This is a genomic window from Rahnella sp. PD4, assembly GCF_049199325.1.
GTDB lineage: Bacteria > Pseudomonadota > Gammaproteobacteria > Enterobacterales > Enterobacteriaceae > Rahnella > Rahnella perminowiae.
The window spans coordinates 15,006-31,098 of sequence record NZ_JBLZQF010000003.1; the positions used below are offsets into that span (position 1 = coordinate 15,006).

A 16,093-nucleotide genomic window follows, 5' to 3' on the forward strand; every position below is an offset into this window, starting at 1 on the left:
TTTCTGCCTCACAACACCTGGAAAACAGTTAAAAGGAAAGGCTCGGTATGTCTAAATTCTTCATGAATGACCGCAAGACTCTGATTAACGATGTTATCGAAGGGGTGATCCTGACCTCTCCCTATAAAAACCTGGCAAAACTGGATATCGATCCGGCCATCCGTGTGGTCGTACGGCGTGACTGGGATAAGAAAAAGGTTGCACTGATTTCAGGGGGTGGCTCGGGTCATGAACCGGCGCATGTGGGGTTTGTTGGCAAAGGCATGCTCACGGCGGCAGTGTGCGGCGAAGTGTTTGCTTCCCCGAGCGTGGACGCCGTGCTGAATGCGATTGTGGCGGTCACCGGTAAAGCCGGCTGTTTGCTGATCGTCAAAAATTATACCGGCGACCGTCTGAACTTTGGTCTGGCTGCTGAGAAAGCGAAAGGCATGGGCTATGACGTTGAGCTGGTGATGGTCTCCGACGACATTTCCCTGCCGGACAACAAGCAGCCGCGCGGCATCGCCGGGACGGCGCTGGTGCATAAAATTGCCGGTTACGCGGCTGAGCAGGGCAAATCTCTGAAAGAGGTCGCCAAAATTGCTCAGCAGGCGATTGATGCCACTGCCAGTATCGGTGTTGCGGCGGCGGGGTGCAGCCTGCCGGCTGGCGGTGAAGATGAAGAAGAACAACGTATCGAATCCGGCCACGTTGAGCTGGGCTTAGGCATTCACGGCGAACCGGGTGTGTCGACCCTGAAAACCCAGAACAGCAAAAAAGTGGTGGATACGCTGGTTGGTAAGCTTGCGGAACACGTGAAAAAAAGCGACAAGCTGGCGGTACTGATCAATAACCTCGGTGGCGTTTCTCCGCTCGAGATGAATCAGATCACCAAAGAACTGGTGCATTCGGCGCTGGGCAGTTCGATCCGTTATCTTATTGGCCCGGCATCGCTGGTCAGTGCGCTGGATATGAAAGGTTTCTCGCTGTCGGTAATTGCCCTTAAAGGCGGTATTGAAGAAGCCCTGCTGGCAGAAGTGGAAGCGTCAGGCTGGCAGCCTCTGGTGAAGCTGGAAAAACTGGCGACCAAAAAAGGCAAGAAAATCAGCGATAAGAAAGCGGTGAAAGCGTCTTCGAACGCGCAGGTCGGCAAAATCGTTGAAACCATTACTCAGACACTGTCTGATCTGGAAGATGAGCTGAATAAACTTGATGCCAAAGTCGGTGACGGTGATACCGGTTCGACCTTTGCCACCGGCGCGCGTGATATTCAGAAAGAAAACAAAAGCAAAAAATTACCGCTGAACAATGTGGCCGATCTTCTGAGCGTAGTCGGTGATCGTCTGGCGACCGTGATGGGAGGATCCAGCGGTGTGCTGATGTCGATCTTCTTTACCGCCGCCGGTAAGAAAGTCGGCGAGGGTGAAAAATTACCGAAAGCGCTGTTGTTCGGCCTCGAACGCATGAAGCATTACGGCGGGGCTGATCTCGGCGATCGCACGATGATCGACGCACTGCAACCGGCGCTGGAAGCCCTTGGCAAAAAAGATGCGCTGAAAGGGGCGGCTAAAGCGGCAGCCAAAGGGGCCAAAGACACGGCCAGCATGAAGAAAGCCAATGCCGGGCGTTCTTCTTATCTCAGCAGCAACAGCCTGAAAGGGGTGAAAGATCCCGGCGCGGTGGCCGTTGAAAAAGTGTTTGAGGCGCTGGCGAAGAAATAAGATTTACGCCAGCAAAAGAAGAAAGGCCTGCGGGAAACCGGCAGGCCTTTTTATTATTCTCAGCCCTTTGAAATCAATGTCCGACCGGCCAGCGATCCAGCGTGATATTGCGCTCCGGTGCTTTCGCCACGAAATCTGACAGCACCGCTTTCACATCGGGGTCGATATAACCGACATTCTCACGTTCGACACGGACCACGCTGTTATCGGGGATTTCCGCCAGCAGGCTCTGTAAACGCGGGTTATGCAGGAACGTCAGGTTTTGGTGAAAACGCATCACATAATGATTTTCGTCGCGTGTAAGCTGCATCGCATTGTGATGGCTTTTGTAGGTGCTCGACAGCAACTGCGCGAGCAACCCGATGCCGATCCCGGCCAGCATACCGAAGAGCAAAATACCCGCCAGCGTGGCGATAAACGGCAAAAACTGCGGCAGGCCAAGCCGCCACTGGGTCAGGAAAAGTGCCGGTGAGGCCAGTTTATAGCCGGTATACAGCAGCACCGCTGCCAGACAGGCCAGCGGAATGGTGTTAAGCATATCGCTGAAAAACATGCCGCACAAAAGCAATAACACACCGTGAAGCAGGATCGATACCTTACTGCGCGCGCCGGTATTCACATTCACCGAACTGCGTACGATCACAGCGGTGATCGGCATGCCGCCGAGAAATCCGCTGATCAGATTCCCGATCCCTTGCGCACGCATTTCTTTATCGGGCGAAGGCGCGGGTGTTTGCTCTTTCAGCTTCTTCAGCGCTTCCTGGCTAAGCAGCGTTTCCAGGCTGGCGACCAGCGCCAATGTCGCGGCAATCACATAAATCTGCGGATTGTTCCACGCGCTCCAGTTCGGTTTTTCCAGCTGCGAGGTCACTTCATCTACGCTGTCGAATTTCGGCAGCGCAATACGCGGCATGGCCTGTATCGAATCCGGTACGATACGGTCACCGAAAATCACCGCCAGGCTTCCCCACAATACCGCCACCAGCGGGCCGGGCACATAAGTCATCAGCTTGATGCGCTTAAACGGCGGCGTCGTCCATAGCCACAAAATCAGCAATGCCACAGCCGGGACGATCAACGCTGTGGGCGACAAACTGAAGGCCGGATCGCTGAAAATGCCGCGTAATCCCTCTTCTCCCTGATAGCCCAGTGCGACCGGGATCTGCTGCATGATCAGTAAAATACCGATCGCTGCCAGCATGCCCTGGATCACCGAACCAGGGATCAGCGAGACAAAGCGTCCGGCTTTAATGATCCCAAAGACGATTTGCAGAACGCCCGCCAGCATCAGCGCCAGCAACAGAGAGGAAAAGGATCCGAGTGTTTCCATCGCGCCAACCACAATCGTCACCAGCCCGGCAGCCGGTCCGCTGACTGCAAAACGCGACGGACTGAGCAGGGTGACGATCACGCCGCCGATAACGCCGGTCAGCAGGCCGACAAAAGGTGGCAATCCGCTGGCCTGAGCAATGCCAAGACTCAGCGGCAGCGCAACCAGAAACACGACAATCCCGGCCGGGATATCGTAACGCAGAAAATTCATGTTCAGATTTTCAGGGGATTTCATCGTCATGAAGCGGTCTCCACTGCGTATGAGGGGGTGAGGACGGGGCGTGGGAATAATGCGGTCACAATAGGCTTCTCTCTGTCAGGGGGCGGCGAAAATGCGCGATGGCCCGGTGGCGGTCAACGTCTAAAGTTAGAAATTCTTTAGTTACGATTTGAAGCTTTCTGATGCACTTTCTAACATGGTAGTCGGCAATTCCGCATAAGGAAAATCTTAGAGTGTTGCGGTGGTGATCACGGAAAATGGGATTTACGGCCTGAAAAGCTTGATCTGACGCATGACAAACCCACTTGTCGCAGCAGCCGTTTTTTCGCCCAAGTATAATCTCCGGCCTTGATTTTCTGGCTGCGAAATCACGATGTATTAGCCGTGCTTAAGCAAAATTCCTCTTTTTTCAGCGAAAACTCTTTATGCCAATCAGCCTGATCCAACCCGAACGCACCCTGTTTTCTTATCCGCGCTACTGGGCCGAATGCTACGGCACGGCACCGTTTTTCCCGATGAGCCGGGCGGAAATGGATGAACTTGGCTGGGACAGCTGTGACGTGATCGTGGTAACCGGCGATGCGTATGTCGATCATCCGAGTTTCGGCATGGCGATCATTGGCCGCATGCTGGAAGCGCAAGGTTTTCGTGTCGGGATCATTGCGCAGCCGGACTGGAGCAACAAAGAGGATTTCATGCGGCTCGGGAAGCCGAATCTGTTTTACGGCGTGACCGCCGGCAATATGGATTCGATGATCAACCGCTATACCGCCGACCGGAAATTGCGTCATGACGATGCCTATACGCCAGGTAACGTGGGCGGTAAACGTCCCGATCGCGCAACGCTGGTCTACACCCAGCGCTGTAAAGAAGCCTACAGCGATGTCCCGGTTTTACTCGGCGGTATCGAAGCCAGCCTGCGTCGTATCGCACATTACGATTACTGGTCCGATACCGTGCGCCGCTCGGTGCTGGTGGATTCCAAAGCGGACATGCTGATTTACGGCAATGGTGAAAGGCCGCTGGTGGAAGTGGCGCACCGCCTGGCGGCGGGGGAATCCATCAGTGACATTCATGATGTGCGTAACACCGCCGTGATGCGCAAAACGGCGCTGACCGGCTGGAGCGGTGTCGATTCCACACGCCTTGATAAACCGGGGCGCATTGAGCCGATCATGAACCCGTACGGTGAGGATCTGCCGTGTTCAGAAGGGGAATTACCTGCGCCGGATGCCCCGCAGCCGGTAACGGTGCGCGCGCCAAAGCCGAAACCGTGGGAGAAAACCTACGTTCTGCTGCCGTCATTTGAAAAAGTGAAGGGCGATAAAGTGTTGTACGCGCATACTTCGCGCATTCTGCATCACGAAACCAACCCCGGCTGTGCGCGTGCGCTGATGCAAAAACACGGCGACCGCTATGTGTGGATCAATCCACCGGCTATCCCGCTGTCTACCGAAGAAATGGACGATGTATTTGGCCTGCCGTTCCAGCGCGTACCCCATCCGTCTTACGGCAAGGCGAAAATTCCGGCATATGACATGATCCGTTTCTCGATCAATATTATGCGTGGCTGTTACGGCGGTTGTGCGTTTTGTTCGATCACCGAACATGAAGGGCGGATCATTCAGAGCCGCTCTGAAGCGTCGATCGTCCGGGAAATAGAAGAGATCCGCGACAATGTTCCGGGATTCACCGGTGTGATTTCCGATCTGGGTGGCCCGACCGCCAACATGTATATGCTGCGCTGTCAGTCGCCGAAAGCGGAGCAAAGTTGTCGCCGCGCGTCCTGTGTGTATCCGGAAATTTGTACACACATGGACACTAACCATGAGCCGACGATCAACCTTTACCGCCGTACGCGCAGTCTGAAGGGGATCAAGAAAATCCTGATCGCGTCAGGCGTACGTTATGATCTGGCGGTGGAAGATCCGCGCTATATCAAAGAACTGGCCGAGCATCACGTGGGCGGGTATCTGAAGATCGCGCCGGAACATACCGAAACCGGGCCGTTGTCCAAAATGATGAAACCGGGGATGGGCAGTTATTACCGGTTCAAAGAGCTGTTCGACAGTTATTCGAAACAGGCCGGGAAAGAGCAGTATCTGATCCCGTATTTCATTTCTGCGCATCCGGGCACACGCACTGAAGACATGATCAATCTGGCGCTGTGGCTGAAGAAAAATCGTTTCCGGCTGGATCAGGTGCAGAATTTTTATCCGTCGCCGCTCGCCAGTGCCACCACTATGTATTACAGCGGTAAGAATCCGCTCGGCAAAGTGGATTATAAAAGTGAAGATGTGGTCGTGCCGAAAGGCGATCGTCAGCGGCGGTTGCATAAAGCCTTACTGCGCTATCACGATCCGGTGAACTGGCCGGTGATCCGTGAGGCACTGACTGCGATGGGTATGCGCCGCCTGATAGGGATTCGCCCTGATTGTCTGGTGCCCCCGGGCGGTTTTGATCCGCAATTTGCGGCCTCACGTTCAGGCAAAGCGAAACCGGCTGCTACGCGTTTTACCCCCGCAAAAACGCAAAATCCGGCGGCCGCAAAAGCAAAACCCGCCGGACAGAGGATTAATCGAGGTAAAAGACCGGTTTAAGGTCGTTGCTGACCGGACTGTTATCGGCATTGGCAGGCATTACGTCTGCCATATGCTTCCACCATTTCTGGCATATTTCCGTTTTTGCCACCGCGTTCCATCTTTCTTCTGATTCAATTTCCACATAGCCAAACAGCAGATTACGTTTTTCATCGAGGAAAATGCTGTAGTGATGCGCCCCGTGGGCTTTCAGGGTTTCCGCCAGTTCCGGCCAGATTGGCGAGTGTCGGCGCTGATATTCATCGTGTGCATTCGCATTAACCTGCATCACGAAGGATTTACGGATCATATTTTTCTCCGGTTAGATTTACTCCCTCCCCTGCGAAGGGGAGGGAGTAAAGAAATGACAACTGCTTTCTTCCCCTTCACAGAGGCAGAAGCTAAAAACTACATGGCTTTCAGATACAACTCGCGCACTTCTTCACGGGTTGCGGTGCGCGGATTGCACGGCGCACATGGGTCAGCGAGAGCCTTGTCGAGCCAGCCTTCGATATCCGCTTCACAAATGCCCAGTTCTTTGAAACCGGAAGGGATCCCCACACGGGTGGACAATTGGCGAATAGCGTCAATGGCCGCAATACTGGCCTGCGTTTCGCTGATACCTTGAGTCTGTACGCCCATCGCGCGGGCAATGTCGGCAAAGCGGTGAGGCGCACTCGCGCGGTTAAACGCTTCGACGACCGGCAGCAGGATCGCATTACAGACGCCGTGCGGCAGATTATGTGTCGCGCCAGGCTGATGCGCCAGTGCGTGAACCAGCCCCAAACCTGCGCTGTTAAATGCCATACCGGCCAGATATTGCCCCTGCGCCATTTTCTCGCGGGCTTCGATATCATCGCCGTGATCGACGGCTTTTGGCAGCCATTGCGTGATCGTTGAAATCGCGGCAAGTGCTGTCGGGTCAGTCAGCGGATGCGCGCCGACGGAAACATAGGCTTCGATGGCGTGGGTCAGCGCATCCATGCCAGTCGCGGCGGTGACACTGGCCGGAATTTTGAGCATCACTGCCGGATCGTCCACGGCGATATCCGGGATCAGACTGGTGTCGATGATCACTTCTTTCACCTGACGCTGGCTGTCGATGATCACCGCATTACTGGTGAGTTCTGCCGCTGTGCCTGCCGTAGTATTAATCGCCACCAGAAAGACACCCGGTTTACTGACTTTGCCGATACCGGAATACAGGGTGGCAGGGCCCGGATTGGCGGTCAGAATTTTGATGCCTTTTGCGGTATCAATCGGGCTGCCGCCACCGAAAGCAATCAGATAATCGCACTGGTTTTCCTGATACAGACGGAAGCCTTCATCAACATGGGCGGAGGTTGGATTCGGCACTACGCCGCCGTAAATGGCATAAGGCAGTCCGGCCTGTTTGAGTGCGGAGAATAAATTGTCGAGCAGACCCAATTCGATTAACTGACCATCGGTCACGATAAGGGCTTTACCCTGTGGTTTAGTCGCCAGCATTGCAACCATATCTTCGATTGCGCCCTGACCGTGGAGGCTGATTTTAGGTAAGGCCAACATGAAACTCATAAAAATTCCCTCTATAGAGTAAGTAAAATAGGTGTTCTGCTGCCTGCTGCTCCGGGGTCTTTGCCATTTCCTGCTACGGGGAACATCCGCTGTCCCCCGTGCATGATTTATGATGTCAGGAGCATAAAGTGCCTGATCAGGCTTTTAATGCGGCCTCGAAAGGTGTGACTTCAAAACGTTTGCCGAGGGCAATCAGTTCTTCAGTCTGGATAGTTTGTTTCATCCCCCCCATGGAAATCACTTTCACCAGGATCTCCGCTGATTTTTCGGCGGTGTCGATCAGGCCAAAAGCGTCGTCCAGCGTCGGGCCGCAACCGAAGATACCGTGGAACGCCCACAGCACCAGGCTGTGATGTTGCATCCGGTCGGAAGTCGCTGCTCCGATACCATCGGTGCCCGGCACCATCCACGGTACAATCCCCACGCCGTCGGGGAAGACCACCAGACATTCCGTGCTGCATTCCCACAATTTGCGGGTGATCTTGGCGCTGTCGAGTTCAAGCACGTACGTCAGTGCGATCAGGTTGGTCGCATGGCAGTGCATGATGACGCGATCCTGACCGTTGGTGACACGTTTACGTACGGCATGTGATTGCAGATGGGAGGCCAGCTCCGAAGTTGGCAAGCCGCCTGCGGTCAGACCCCACAGGATTTTGTAACTGGCACCTTTATCATCGAGCTGAATAACGGTCAGCGCTTCTGACGGGGCCAGTTGCACATTACGGAAAAACTTACCGGAGCCGGTCACGATGAAATATTCGTTGGCCAGATCGGGCGCGTGCTGAGTCAGCTCAACCTGACGTGGCTGCGCGTAAAAATCATTTATATAAGGTGCGACGTCTTCCGGTAACAGACGCATGCTGACGTTGCCGCCGTTACGTTCATCCCAGCCTTTCAGCCACATATCGGTGGTCGCCTTGACCATACCTTGTACAAACCACGAGCTAAATAATGTTTTCATCGGTGCTTTCCTGCGAATAAGGTGAATGCGTTTCTGGTGTGTTCAGCGGCACTTAACGTTTTGCCAGCACGCTGGTTTCGTAATGACGAATGGTATCCAGCCACTGACCGCCAACCGGTACGTCGTGACGCTGGCAATACATGTCCCATACGGCCTGCCACGGCAGGGATTTTTGTTCTTCCAGCAGGGCCAGACGCGCGGTGTAATCGCCTTCTGCTTCCAGCTGTTTCAGTAAACTGGTTGGTTCGAGCAGGGCTTTCAGCAGGGCTTTTTTCATATTGCGGGTGCCGATAACCCAGGCTGCGATGCGGTTGATCGAAGCATCGAAGAAATCCAGGCCGATATGCACGCGGTTGAACAGATTATGGCGCACGATTTCGCTGGCGATGGCTTGTGTCTCGTCGTCCAGCAGCACCACGTGATCGCTGTCCCAGCGTACCGGACGGCTGACGTGCAGCAGCAGGCGGGGCACATATAGCATCGCCGCAGAGATTTTGTCGGAAATCACTTCGGTTGGATGGAAGTGACCGGCATCGAGGCACAGCGCAGTGCCGCGACTGGCAGCGTAACCGAGATAGAATTCGTTTGAGCCGACGGTGTAGCTTTCAGAACCGATGCCAAACAGTTTGCTTTCGACGGCATCGATGTGTTCGGTGATATCAAACTTCTCAGAAATCACTTCATCAAGTGCGCTCATCAGGCGCTGGCGCGGTGCCAGACGGTCTACGGTGATGTCTTTCATGCCATCCGGCACCCAGATATTCATCACTGACGGTGTGCCCAGTGCACGGCCAAACGAGGCGGAAATGCGGCGGCTGGCCTGGCAATGTTCAATCCAGAACTGACGAATTTCCGGGTTCGCGTGTGACAACGTGAAGCCGTCTGCGCTCATCGGGTGTGAGAAACAAGACGGGTTGAAGTCCAGACCCAGTTTGTTTTTCTTCGCCCAGTCAACCCAGCCGGTGAAGTGCTTCGGCTCGATTTCATTACGGGCTACGGGTTGATCGGACTCCAGATAAATCGCATGCAGATTCAGACGGTTAGGGCCGGGTATCATGGAAACTGCCAGTTCCAGATCAGCGCGGAGTTGCTGAGCGTTACGCGCTTTGCCGGGATAATTACCGGTCGCCTGAATGCCGCCGGTCAGGCTGCCTTCAGGGTTTTCGAAGCCAGCGACATCATCCCCCTGCCAGCAATGGATAGAAACGGGCAGGGTATCAAGTTGTCTGATTGCAGCTTCGGCATCAATACCCAGCTGTGCAAAGCGTTCTTTGGCAAGTGTCCATGCTTGATCGATAGATGAAGTCATACTGCGAGTTCCTCATTGGCGTGACAGAGCGCCTGAAAGCGGCGCCAGTGAATAGCGAAATCCGCGTGAATACGGGGAAGGTAATGGTGTTGCTCAAAATTCGTGGCAACAATGCGACGAAATTCAGCGGTATCGTTGACGGCGTTCAGCGCCATCAGCTGGCAACCGATATTGCCCAGCGTTGAGGCCTCGACCGGGCCTGCGCTGACGCGTACCTGACAGACATCAGCACAAAGCTGGTTCAGGAACTGGTTCTGGCTGCCGCCGCCAACGATATGGATATCTTCCAGCGGTGCCCCTTGTAACTGAGCAAGTTGCAATGCAATTTTGCGGTACAGCATGGCAAGGCTGTCGAAAATACAGCGAGCCAGTTCAGCCGGGGACTCCGGTACCGGATCACCCGTTTGACGGCAGGCATCACGAATGGCAGCGACCATGGAGGGAGGATTGATAAAGCGATCTTCGTTCGGGTTAATCAGATAAGTGAACGGCGTGACGTTTTTAGCCAGCGTGATGAGTGACGGTAAATCCTGGATGTTCAGTTCGCGGCAAACCCGCTGAAACAACCATAACCCCATGATATTTCTTAATACACGATAGCTGCCATCAATGCCGCCTTCGTTAGTGATATTGTCGTGAAGTGCCTCAGCATGGTTAAAGGCTTGCGGGCTTTCAATGCCCATCAGCGACCAGGTGCCGGAACTGAGGTAGGCGCTGTGTGAACGGGTCAGCGGGGCGGCAACCACCGCGCTGGCAGTATCGTGCGTCGCGACGCTGAATACCGGCACGCTGCGGCCGCGGGGGCTTTTCCACACTCCCCGGGAATGACCCGGCTGGGTGGGTTTTTGTAACCAGCGGCGTGGTACACCCGCCAGTTTCAGCAAGTCTTCGTCCCAGTCACCGGTGGCGAGATTGAGCATTTGCGTGGTGCTGGCGTTGGTGTATTCCCAGTTCAGTTTGCCGGTGAGGCGGTAAAAGAAATAATCCGGGATCATCAGCATGTGAGCCGCTTTATTGATGATGTCAGGCTGCTGTTCGCTCAATGCACGCAGTTGGTAAAGTGTATTAAACGGCATGAACTGGATGCCGGTTTTCTGGTACAAATTTTCACGGCCAAACTGCTGTTCCACCCGCGCCATCACGCCTTCCGTGCGGTTGTCACGATAAGCAACCGGCAAACCGACCCGCTGCCCCTGAGCATCAAGCAGGACGTAATCCACCCCCCAGGTATCAATCCCGATACCGTCAAGCTGAACACCGGACGCATCAAGGCGATTCAGCCCTTCAAGAATGTGTTTTTCCAGCGCATCAAGGTCCCAGGTATCGTGACCATCAACGCGGATCAGGTTATTAGGAAACCGGTGGATTTCTTTCAATGTCAGCGTTGCTGCCGGATCGGGATCCTGACGGGTAAATGTCGCCAGCATCACCCGGCCGCTGGAAGCGCCGAGGTCAATAGCGGCAAGATGGTGAGTTGTCATAGCGGCCATTCCTTATCGAAGATATGGCCAGTGTAGGGGGAGCGCCTGAAAGGCACCTTCCGGTGATTGCCACCGGTTTTGGCAGGATGGCAGCATTAAAAAGGTAGATGCGAGGCAGATCACATAATGCTCCAAAGCTGGCTGAAACAGGGCTATCCGCAGCTGAGTAATGCGGCATAAGCGATTGTGATCTTTGCCGCAGATCTGCATCAGGGCAGAGGGAATCTTTGAAATATGACCGTTTATGATGCTTTTACTGCCGTGGTTTGAAGGCAGGAAAGCAGGCCGCAGGGTAGGGTTGTTCCCCGAAGCACAGTGATTTTGAACCGGAGGTGATACATGACGTTACTGAGAGGTGATGATTATTTTGCGGCGCCTGAGCTGACCGTGACGGTTGAGCGCCGGCTCCCACAAGATGTATTCCCGGAGCACTACCATGATTTCCATGAAATTATGCTGGTGGAAAGCGGATCAGGTGTGCATATCTTTAACGACAACCCTTATACACTGACGGCCGGTGCGGTCTGTTTCGTGCGAGCCAGTGATCATCATCTGTTTGAAAATGTTGATAACTTACGTCTGACAAATGTGTTGTTCCGCTCACCGAAGGCGTTCCGTTTCATTCAGGACGTCAGCCACTTCCTTCCTCAGGAACATCACTATCAGTCTCAGATCCACTGGCAGCTCAGCCCGTGTGTACTTTCACAGGTGCTGAACTGCATTACACAACTTGAAGCACTGCCGGACAGCGTTGAAATGGAACATATCGCGACCCGTGAAAGTCTGTTTTTACAATTGCTGATCCTGCTTTATCAGGATTGTTTCCAGCCACAATTGCGAGATACCTCGGAAAACAGGGTCAATCAACTTTTGCAATGGCTCCAGTCGCATTACAGTGAGGAAGTGAACTGGACTGAAGCTGCAGAACGCTTCTCACTGGCGCTGCGAACATTACATCGTCAGATGAAGCATTACACTGGCATGACGCCGCAGCGGTATCTTAACCGGCTGAGGTTGCTGGAAGCGCGCCGTCGTTTACATCATAGCGATCAAAGCATTACCGATATCGCTTATGCCTGCGGGTTCAGTGACAGTAACCACTTCTCGACACAGTTTCGTCGGGAATTTTCGGTGTCGCCAAAACTCATGCGTGATCAGTTGCGTTAAACGGCACCTCTCGCAGTTTCCGGTATGTTTACCTGAGTACTGCCTCGTTTATTTTGTCGTCAAACGGGTGAGAGATTGCAAATATGTCGTTGAAATTGAATAAAAATGATTTCTTTCTGACCGACATGAATTCGGTGGTGGTGGCTGAACGCCATCCCCAGGCCGACTTTCCGAGTCATGACCATGATTTTGATGAACTGGTTATTGTCTGGCGCGGTAATGGTCTGCATGTCTGGAACGATATCCCTTATCCCATCACCTGCGGTGACCTGTTTTATATTAATTCACGGGACCGGCATAGCTATGAGTCAGTCAACGAACTGGCACTGGATAATGTGCTGTTTTGCCGTGAGCGTTTCGGGCTGGCGGCCGACTGGTCGCAATTATTGCCGGGCGAGAATGTCAGCCAGGAACAACGTTACTGGCGGCTGAGTACGCTTGGCATGTCAGTTTTGCGTGATAAAGTGGATGAGCTTGCTAAAGAGTGTATGAAATCGGAGCCGCTTTCGGTGCAACTGAGCGAAGCCCTGCTGATGCAGCTGGCACTCTTGTTATTACGCTTTCGCCAGCGGCCGGACAGTGGCGCGTTACCGGATGCGCATCAGCTGGATTTATTGCTGATGGCCCTGCGGGCAAATATCGCCGCTCCCTTCCACCTTGAAACGTTTTGCCTGCAACATCAGCTTAATCCGCGTGCTTTACGTTCGCTGTTCAAGCAGCACACCGGCATGAGTGTGACCCATTATTTACGTCAGCTGAGGCTTTGCCGGGCGATGAGTTTGCTGCGTTATGGCAACATGACAATCAGTGATGTGGCCGCTGAATGCGGCTTTGATGACAGTAACTATTTTTCTGTGGTGTTCAGTCGGGCAAGTGGTGTTTCGCCGCGTGACTACCGGCAACGTTTTACACAGCAGGCCGGTAAAATCCTTTTATCCTCAATGACCGCAGAATAAATTCTGCGGTCATTAAGCGATGCAGCGCTTACAGTGCCATACCCAGACCGACAATATTTGCCGCCAGAATAATCACCAGCGCACCGATGCAAAGCACACGTACCGGTTTTTTGCCTACACCGAGCCATTCTTTCAGCACCAGACCGACGATGCCCCCGCACAAGACGTAGAAACTCATGTGCAGCATCCAGCTCATGTAATCATATTCTGCCGGAATGCTGGCATGACCCCAGGCGTAGAAGAAGAACTGCAGATACCACATTACGCCGCCAATAATGGAGAAGATCGCATTCGTAAGCAGCAGGGATTTCGCCACCGACATATCGGCGCGCAAAGAGAGGGTTTTACGTGTTGCCAGACGGATAAAGCAGAAGCCGAGGTTAACTACCGCACCGCCGCCCATGATCACCACATAACTCGGCAGGGCGACATACAGCGGATCAATCCCGAGCGCGCGCGCCGCTTCGTGCATGGGCACTGCAGCGCTCATGGCGAAAGACATCCCCGCAGAGAAAATTCCGCACATTACAGCCAGAATCAGCCCTTTACGCAGATTGAACTCTTCAGCTTTAATACCTAATGCTTTTTCTTTCAGGAAGCCCGCATAGCTGACAATGGCTACACCAATGACCGCAACAAATACGCCGAGCAGGGTGAGCTGGCCACCTAATGTGCCAAACAGAATGCCAATTTTGCCCTGCAAAACAGGCGTCATTAGCGTCCCGATAATCAGGGTAATGCCAATGGCGATGCCTATCCCCATCGACATGCCGAGATAGCGCATGGTCAGACCGTAATTGATGTTACCGATCCCCCACATGGCGCCAAACAGAAAAACGGGCAACAGAGTGGCAAAACTGAATGAACCGTAATAGGCCCAGAAATCAGGCAATAGCACGTAGCTGACCGCCCAGGGCAGAATGATCCAGGAAAAAAAGCCGCCAAGCGACCACATGGTTTCCCATGACCAATGTTTCACTTGTTTGAATGGCGCATAGAAGCAAGCTGCGCTGGCTGCCCCTATCAGATGCCAGATGATCCCTAACACTATCGAACTGTTCATACACCGGACCTTTTATTATGTAGAGTAATGGGTAAGCAAAAGCGCTGCTGTTAGCTGATCCTGCAGAAATCCGGGCAGCGGGTGGCGGTAGTGTAAGAAGTGTCCGGCAGGGGAGCCTTCCGGTCAGTGCCACCGGAAAATCAGCGCTGGCACTCGCCGGAAGATGCACATGAGTCAGTTCACAAATCCGGTGGTCGAATTAATAATCACATTAAATCAACAAATTAAAGAATTTTATGAGATAGAGAGAGACCGTTTACAGAACAGGCTGAGAACATGCGGGAAGGCGACATAAAGATGTGCTTTAGGATTATTTTTATCTGTCAATATTTCGGGGCAATCGGGGGGCGTGAAGGGCTTATTTAAATAGAATTAAAAAGTTATAAAGTAACAAGGAAGAGTAACATTCATTATTTAAGTCAATTTGTTTACTTTCAGCCAGAACCCTTAATCTGGCCGAAAGTTGAATGCTTATGCAGCGAAACTGAATGGCAGGTTATTTTTATGATGAACCGGCAAAACGCTGAACATCATTCGCAAAAATTATGAACGCTAAATAAGTTGTTAATCGGACATACAAACAATCGTCAGGCTATTTTTTCTTCGACGGTTTGCTGAATCTCTCCGGGTTGATCCCAGGCATAAAATATTTTATTACGACCACTGTTTTTTGCGTTATAGAGTGAGGTATCAGCTTTACCCAGAGCCTGAATAAAGTCACCTTCCTCCAGCGCAGCCAGCCCGGCACTGACCGTGACATGTGTGGAAACTTCAGCATTAAACAAATGCGGGATATTCAGCCCGAGGACTTTATTCTGGATACGCTCAGCCATGCGAACCGCATGCTCCTGCTGAACGTTGGACATCAGCACCAGAAACTCTTCTCCGCCATAACGGACAACCACATCCCGCGAGCGCACTGCATCGCGGATAGCGGCAGAAACACGCACCAGTGCCTGATCGCCCATCGTATGGCCATAGTTATCGTTATAGGCTTTGAAATGGTCGATATCGAGCAACATGACGTAGTGCCCGGAGGCCTGATTAAACAGTGTTTCCAGCTTATTCTGCAACCCCCGGCGGTTGTACAGGCCGGTCAGGGGATCAAGCATACTCAGGTCGCTGAATTTTTCCCGTTCACTGTAGAGATTGGCCACCATCCTGCGCGTGAATTCGTCACTGCGCCTCAGCATCAGATGATGCAGCCACAGGCCAATCAGTGGTAATGAAACTGAGAAAAGGATACGGCTGACATGTTGAAACTCGTCCAAAAAAATCACACAAAGAGTGGAAGGTACTGCATGCAGACAAAAAGCCAGAAAATTATCTGATAAAGCGATGGCGCTGATAAATAATATACTGAGTAAGCTGATTAAAAGATAATTTTTATCTAAATGGCTGGTTGCTTCAAAGCGGAAGGCTATTTGCCAGGCCCATAACAGGCCGACGGCAATGGAACAGATATTCAGATGGGCAGAGTAATTTTTCTTACTGAAAAAAGAAAATATCAGCCCTGAAAAACAAAGCACAAAAATCAGCACCAACGGTAATGGCGCAGGGGCTGCATTCTCTGGCGGGTAAGCCATAGAAAATAATGCTGTTGCGCTATTTAAAAAAAAGAATAGCAACATCGCCAGACGATGTTTGCTTTTAAGCAGCTCATCATAGGAATGAGATATCATCAAATTTACTCTATTTAGCTTGTGTTGTTCTGAATAGATAAAGTGCTTTAGCGCCTTGCACCGCATAATTATCCTAAACGGGCAGG

General features: G+C 52.7%; 12 protein-coding genes. 4 read left to right on the plus strand and 8 right to left on the minus strand.

Translation table 11 applies throughout. From position 1 onward, the window contains the following. Window positions 1–47: 47 nt before the first annotated feature. Entirely contained in the window at window positions 48–1,700 is a 1,653-nt protein-coding gene (locus tag ACOZIO_RS09000) for a dihydroxyacetone kinase subunit DhaK (RefSeq protein WP_129991283.1), read from the plus strand. Between the two features lie 73 nt (window positions 1,701–1,773). Here ACOZIO_RS09000 and ACOZIO_RS09005 read toward each other — a convergent pair whose 3' ends face one another. After that, window positions 1,774–3,249 carry a SulP family inorganic anion transporter gene (locus ACOZIO_RS09005; protein ID WP_129953334.1) on the minus strand — a complete coding sequence of 492 codons (1,476 nt, stop codon included), beginning with the start codon at window positions 3,247–3,249 and terminating at the stop codon, window positions 1,774–1,776. 428 nt (window positions 3,250–3,677) lie between these two features. Here ACOZIO_RS09005 and ACOZIO_RS09010 point away from each other — a divergent pair, with 428 nt between their 5' ends. Further along, window positions 3,678–5,852, plus strand: a complete 2,175-nt coding sequence (locus tag ACOZIO_RS09010) for a YgiQ family radical SAM protein (RefSeq protein ID WP_129991284.1) — start codon at window positions 3,678–3,680, stop codon at window positions 5,850–5,852. Here ACOZIO_RS09010 and rhaM read toward each other — a convergent pair. The 5 genes from rhaM to rhaB all read right to left on the minus strand — a co-directional run bounded on the left by rhaM (window position 5,827) and on the right by rhaB (window position 11,139). Beyond that, the gene (rhaM, locus tag ACOZIO_RS09015; protein WP_013577125.1) at window positions 5,827–6,141 is read right to left on the minus strand and encodes an L-rhamnose mutarotase; all 315 of its coding nucleotides are present in this window, start codon (window positions 6,139–6,141) and stop codon (window positions 5,827–5,829) included. The two genes, ACOZIO_RS09010 and rhaM, sit on opposite strands and share 26 nt — an antisense overlap. A gap of 98 nt (window positions 6,142–6,239) precedes the next feature. After that, window positions 6,240–7,388 carry a lactaldehyde reductase gene (gene fucO, locus ACOZIO_RS09020; RefSeq protein WP_129953293.1) on the minus strand — a complete coding sequence of 383 codons (1,149 nt, stop codon included), beginning with the start codon at window positions 7,386–7,388 and terminating at the stop codon, window positions 6,240–6,242. 136 nt (window positions 7,389–7,524) lie between these two features. Next, entirely contained in the window at window positions 7,525–8,349 is an 825-nt protein-coding gene (gene rhaD / locus ACOZIO_RS09025) for a rhamnulose-1-phosphate aldolase (protein ID WP_129953292.1), read from the minus strand. Between the two features lie 52 nt (window positions 8,350–8,401). Beyond that, window positions 8,402–9,658: an L-rhamnose isomerase gene (locus ACOZIO_RS09030; protein ID WP_129953291.1), complete on the minus strand. Its 1,257-nt coding sequence runs from the start codon at window positions 9,656–9,658 to the stop codon at window positions 8,402–8,404. Further along, window positions 9,655–11,139 (minus strand): rhamnulokinase, encoded by a 1,485-nt coding sequence (gene rhaB / locus ACOZIO_RS09035; protein WP_129991285.1) that lies wholly within the window; start codon window positions 11,137–11,139, stop codon window positions 9,655–9,657. The genes ACOZIO_RS09030 and rhaB overlap by 4 nt, the downstream gene beginning before the upstream one ends. 339 nt (window positions 11,140–11,478) lie before the next feature. Here rhaB and rhaS point away from each other — a divergent pair, with 339 nt between their 5' ends. Continuing rightward, window positions 11,479–12,306 (plus strand): HTH-type transcriptional activator RhaS, encoded by an 828-nt coding sequence (gene rhaS / locus ACOZIO_RS09040; protein ID WP_129953289.1) that lies wholly within the window; start codon window positions 11,479–11,481, stop codon window positions 12,304–12,306. 83 nt (window positions 12,307–12,389) lie between these two features. After that, window positions 12,390–13,262, plus strand: a complete 873-nt coding sequence (rhaR, locus tag ACOZIO_RS09045) for an HTH-type transcriptional activator RhaR (RefSeq protein WP_129953288.1) — start codon at window positions 12,390–12,392, stop codon at window positions 13,260–13,262. Between the two features lie 28 nt (window positions 13,263–13,290). Here the strand turns inward: rhaR and rhaT are convergent, their stop codons facing one another. After that, window positions 13,291–14,325, minus strand: coding sequence for an L-rhamnose/proton symporter RhaT (gene rhaT, locus ACOZIO_RS09050; protein WP_129991286.1), 1,035 nt, complete (start codon window positions 14,323–14,325; stop codon window positions 13,291–13,293). A gap of 587 nt (window positions 14,326–14,912) precedes the next feature. After that, entirely contained in the window at window positions 14,913–16,007 is a 1,095-nt protein-coding gene (locus ACOZIO_RS09055) for a GGDEF domain-containing protein (RefSeq protein WP_129953286.1), read from the minus strand. Between the last annotated feature and the right edge of the window lie 86 nt (window positions 16,008–16,093).

Coding starts and splice junctions, on each gene's coding strand:
- rhaS (WP_129953289.1), top strand. CDS start 11,479: ATGACGTTACTGAGAGGTGATGATTATTTTGCGGCGCCTGAGCTGACC.
- rhaD (WP_129953292.1), bottom strand. CDS start 8,349: ATGAAAACATTATTTAGCTCGTGGTTTGTACAAGGTATGGTCAAGGCG.
- ACOZIO_RS09055 (WP_129953286.1), bottom strand. CDS start 16,007: ATGATATCTCATTCCTATGATGAGCTGCTTAAAAGCAAACATCGTCTG.
- rhaT (WP_129991286.1), bottom strand. CDS start 14,325: ATGAACAGTTCGATAGTGTTAGGGATCATCTGGCATCTGATAGGGGCA.
- ACOZIO_RS09000 (WP_129991283.1), top strand. CDS start 48: ATGTCTAAATTCTTCATGAATGACCGCAAGACTCTGATTAACGATGTT.
- ACOZIO_RS09030 (WP_129953291.1), bottom strand. CDS start 9,658: ATGACTTCATCTATCGATCAAGCATGGACACTTGCCAAAGAACGCTTT.
- rhaR (WP_129953288.1), top strand. CDS start 12,390: ATGTCGTTGAAATTGAATAAAAATGATTTCTTTCTGACCGACATGAAT.
- fucO (WP_129953293.1), bottom strand. CDS start 7,388: ATGAGTTTCATGTTGGCCTTACCTAAAATCAGCCTCCACGGTCAGGGC.
- rhaB (WP_129991285.1), bottom strand. CDS start 11,139: ATGACAACTCACCATCTTGCCGCTATTGACCTCGGCGCTTCCAGCGGC.
- rhaM (WP_013577125.1), bottom strand. CDS start 6,141: ATGATCCGTAAATCCTTCGTGATGCAGGTTAATGCGAATGCACACGAT.
- ACOZIO_RS09010 (WP_129991284.1), top strand. CDS start 3,678: ATGCCAATCAGCCTGATCCAACCCGAACGCACCCTGTTTTCTTATCCG.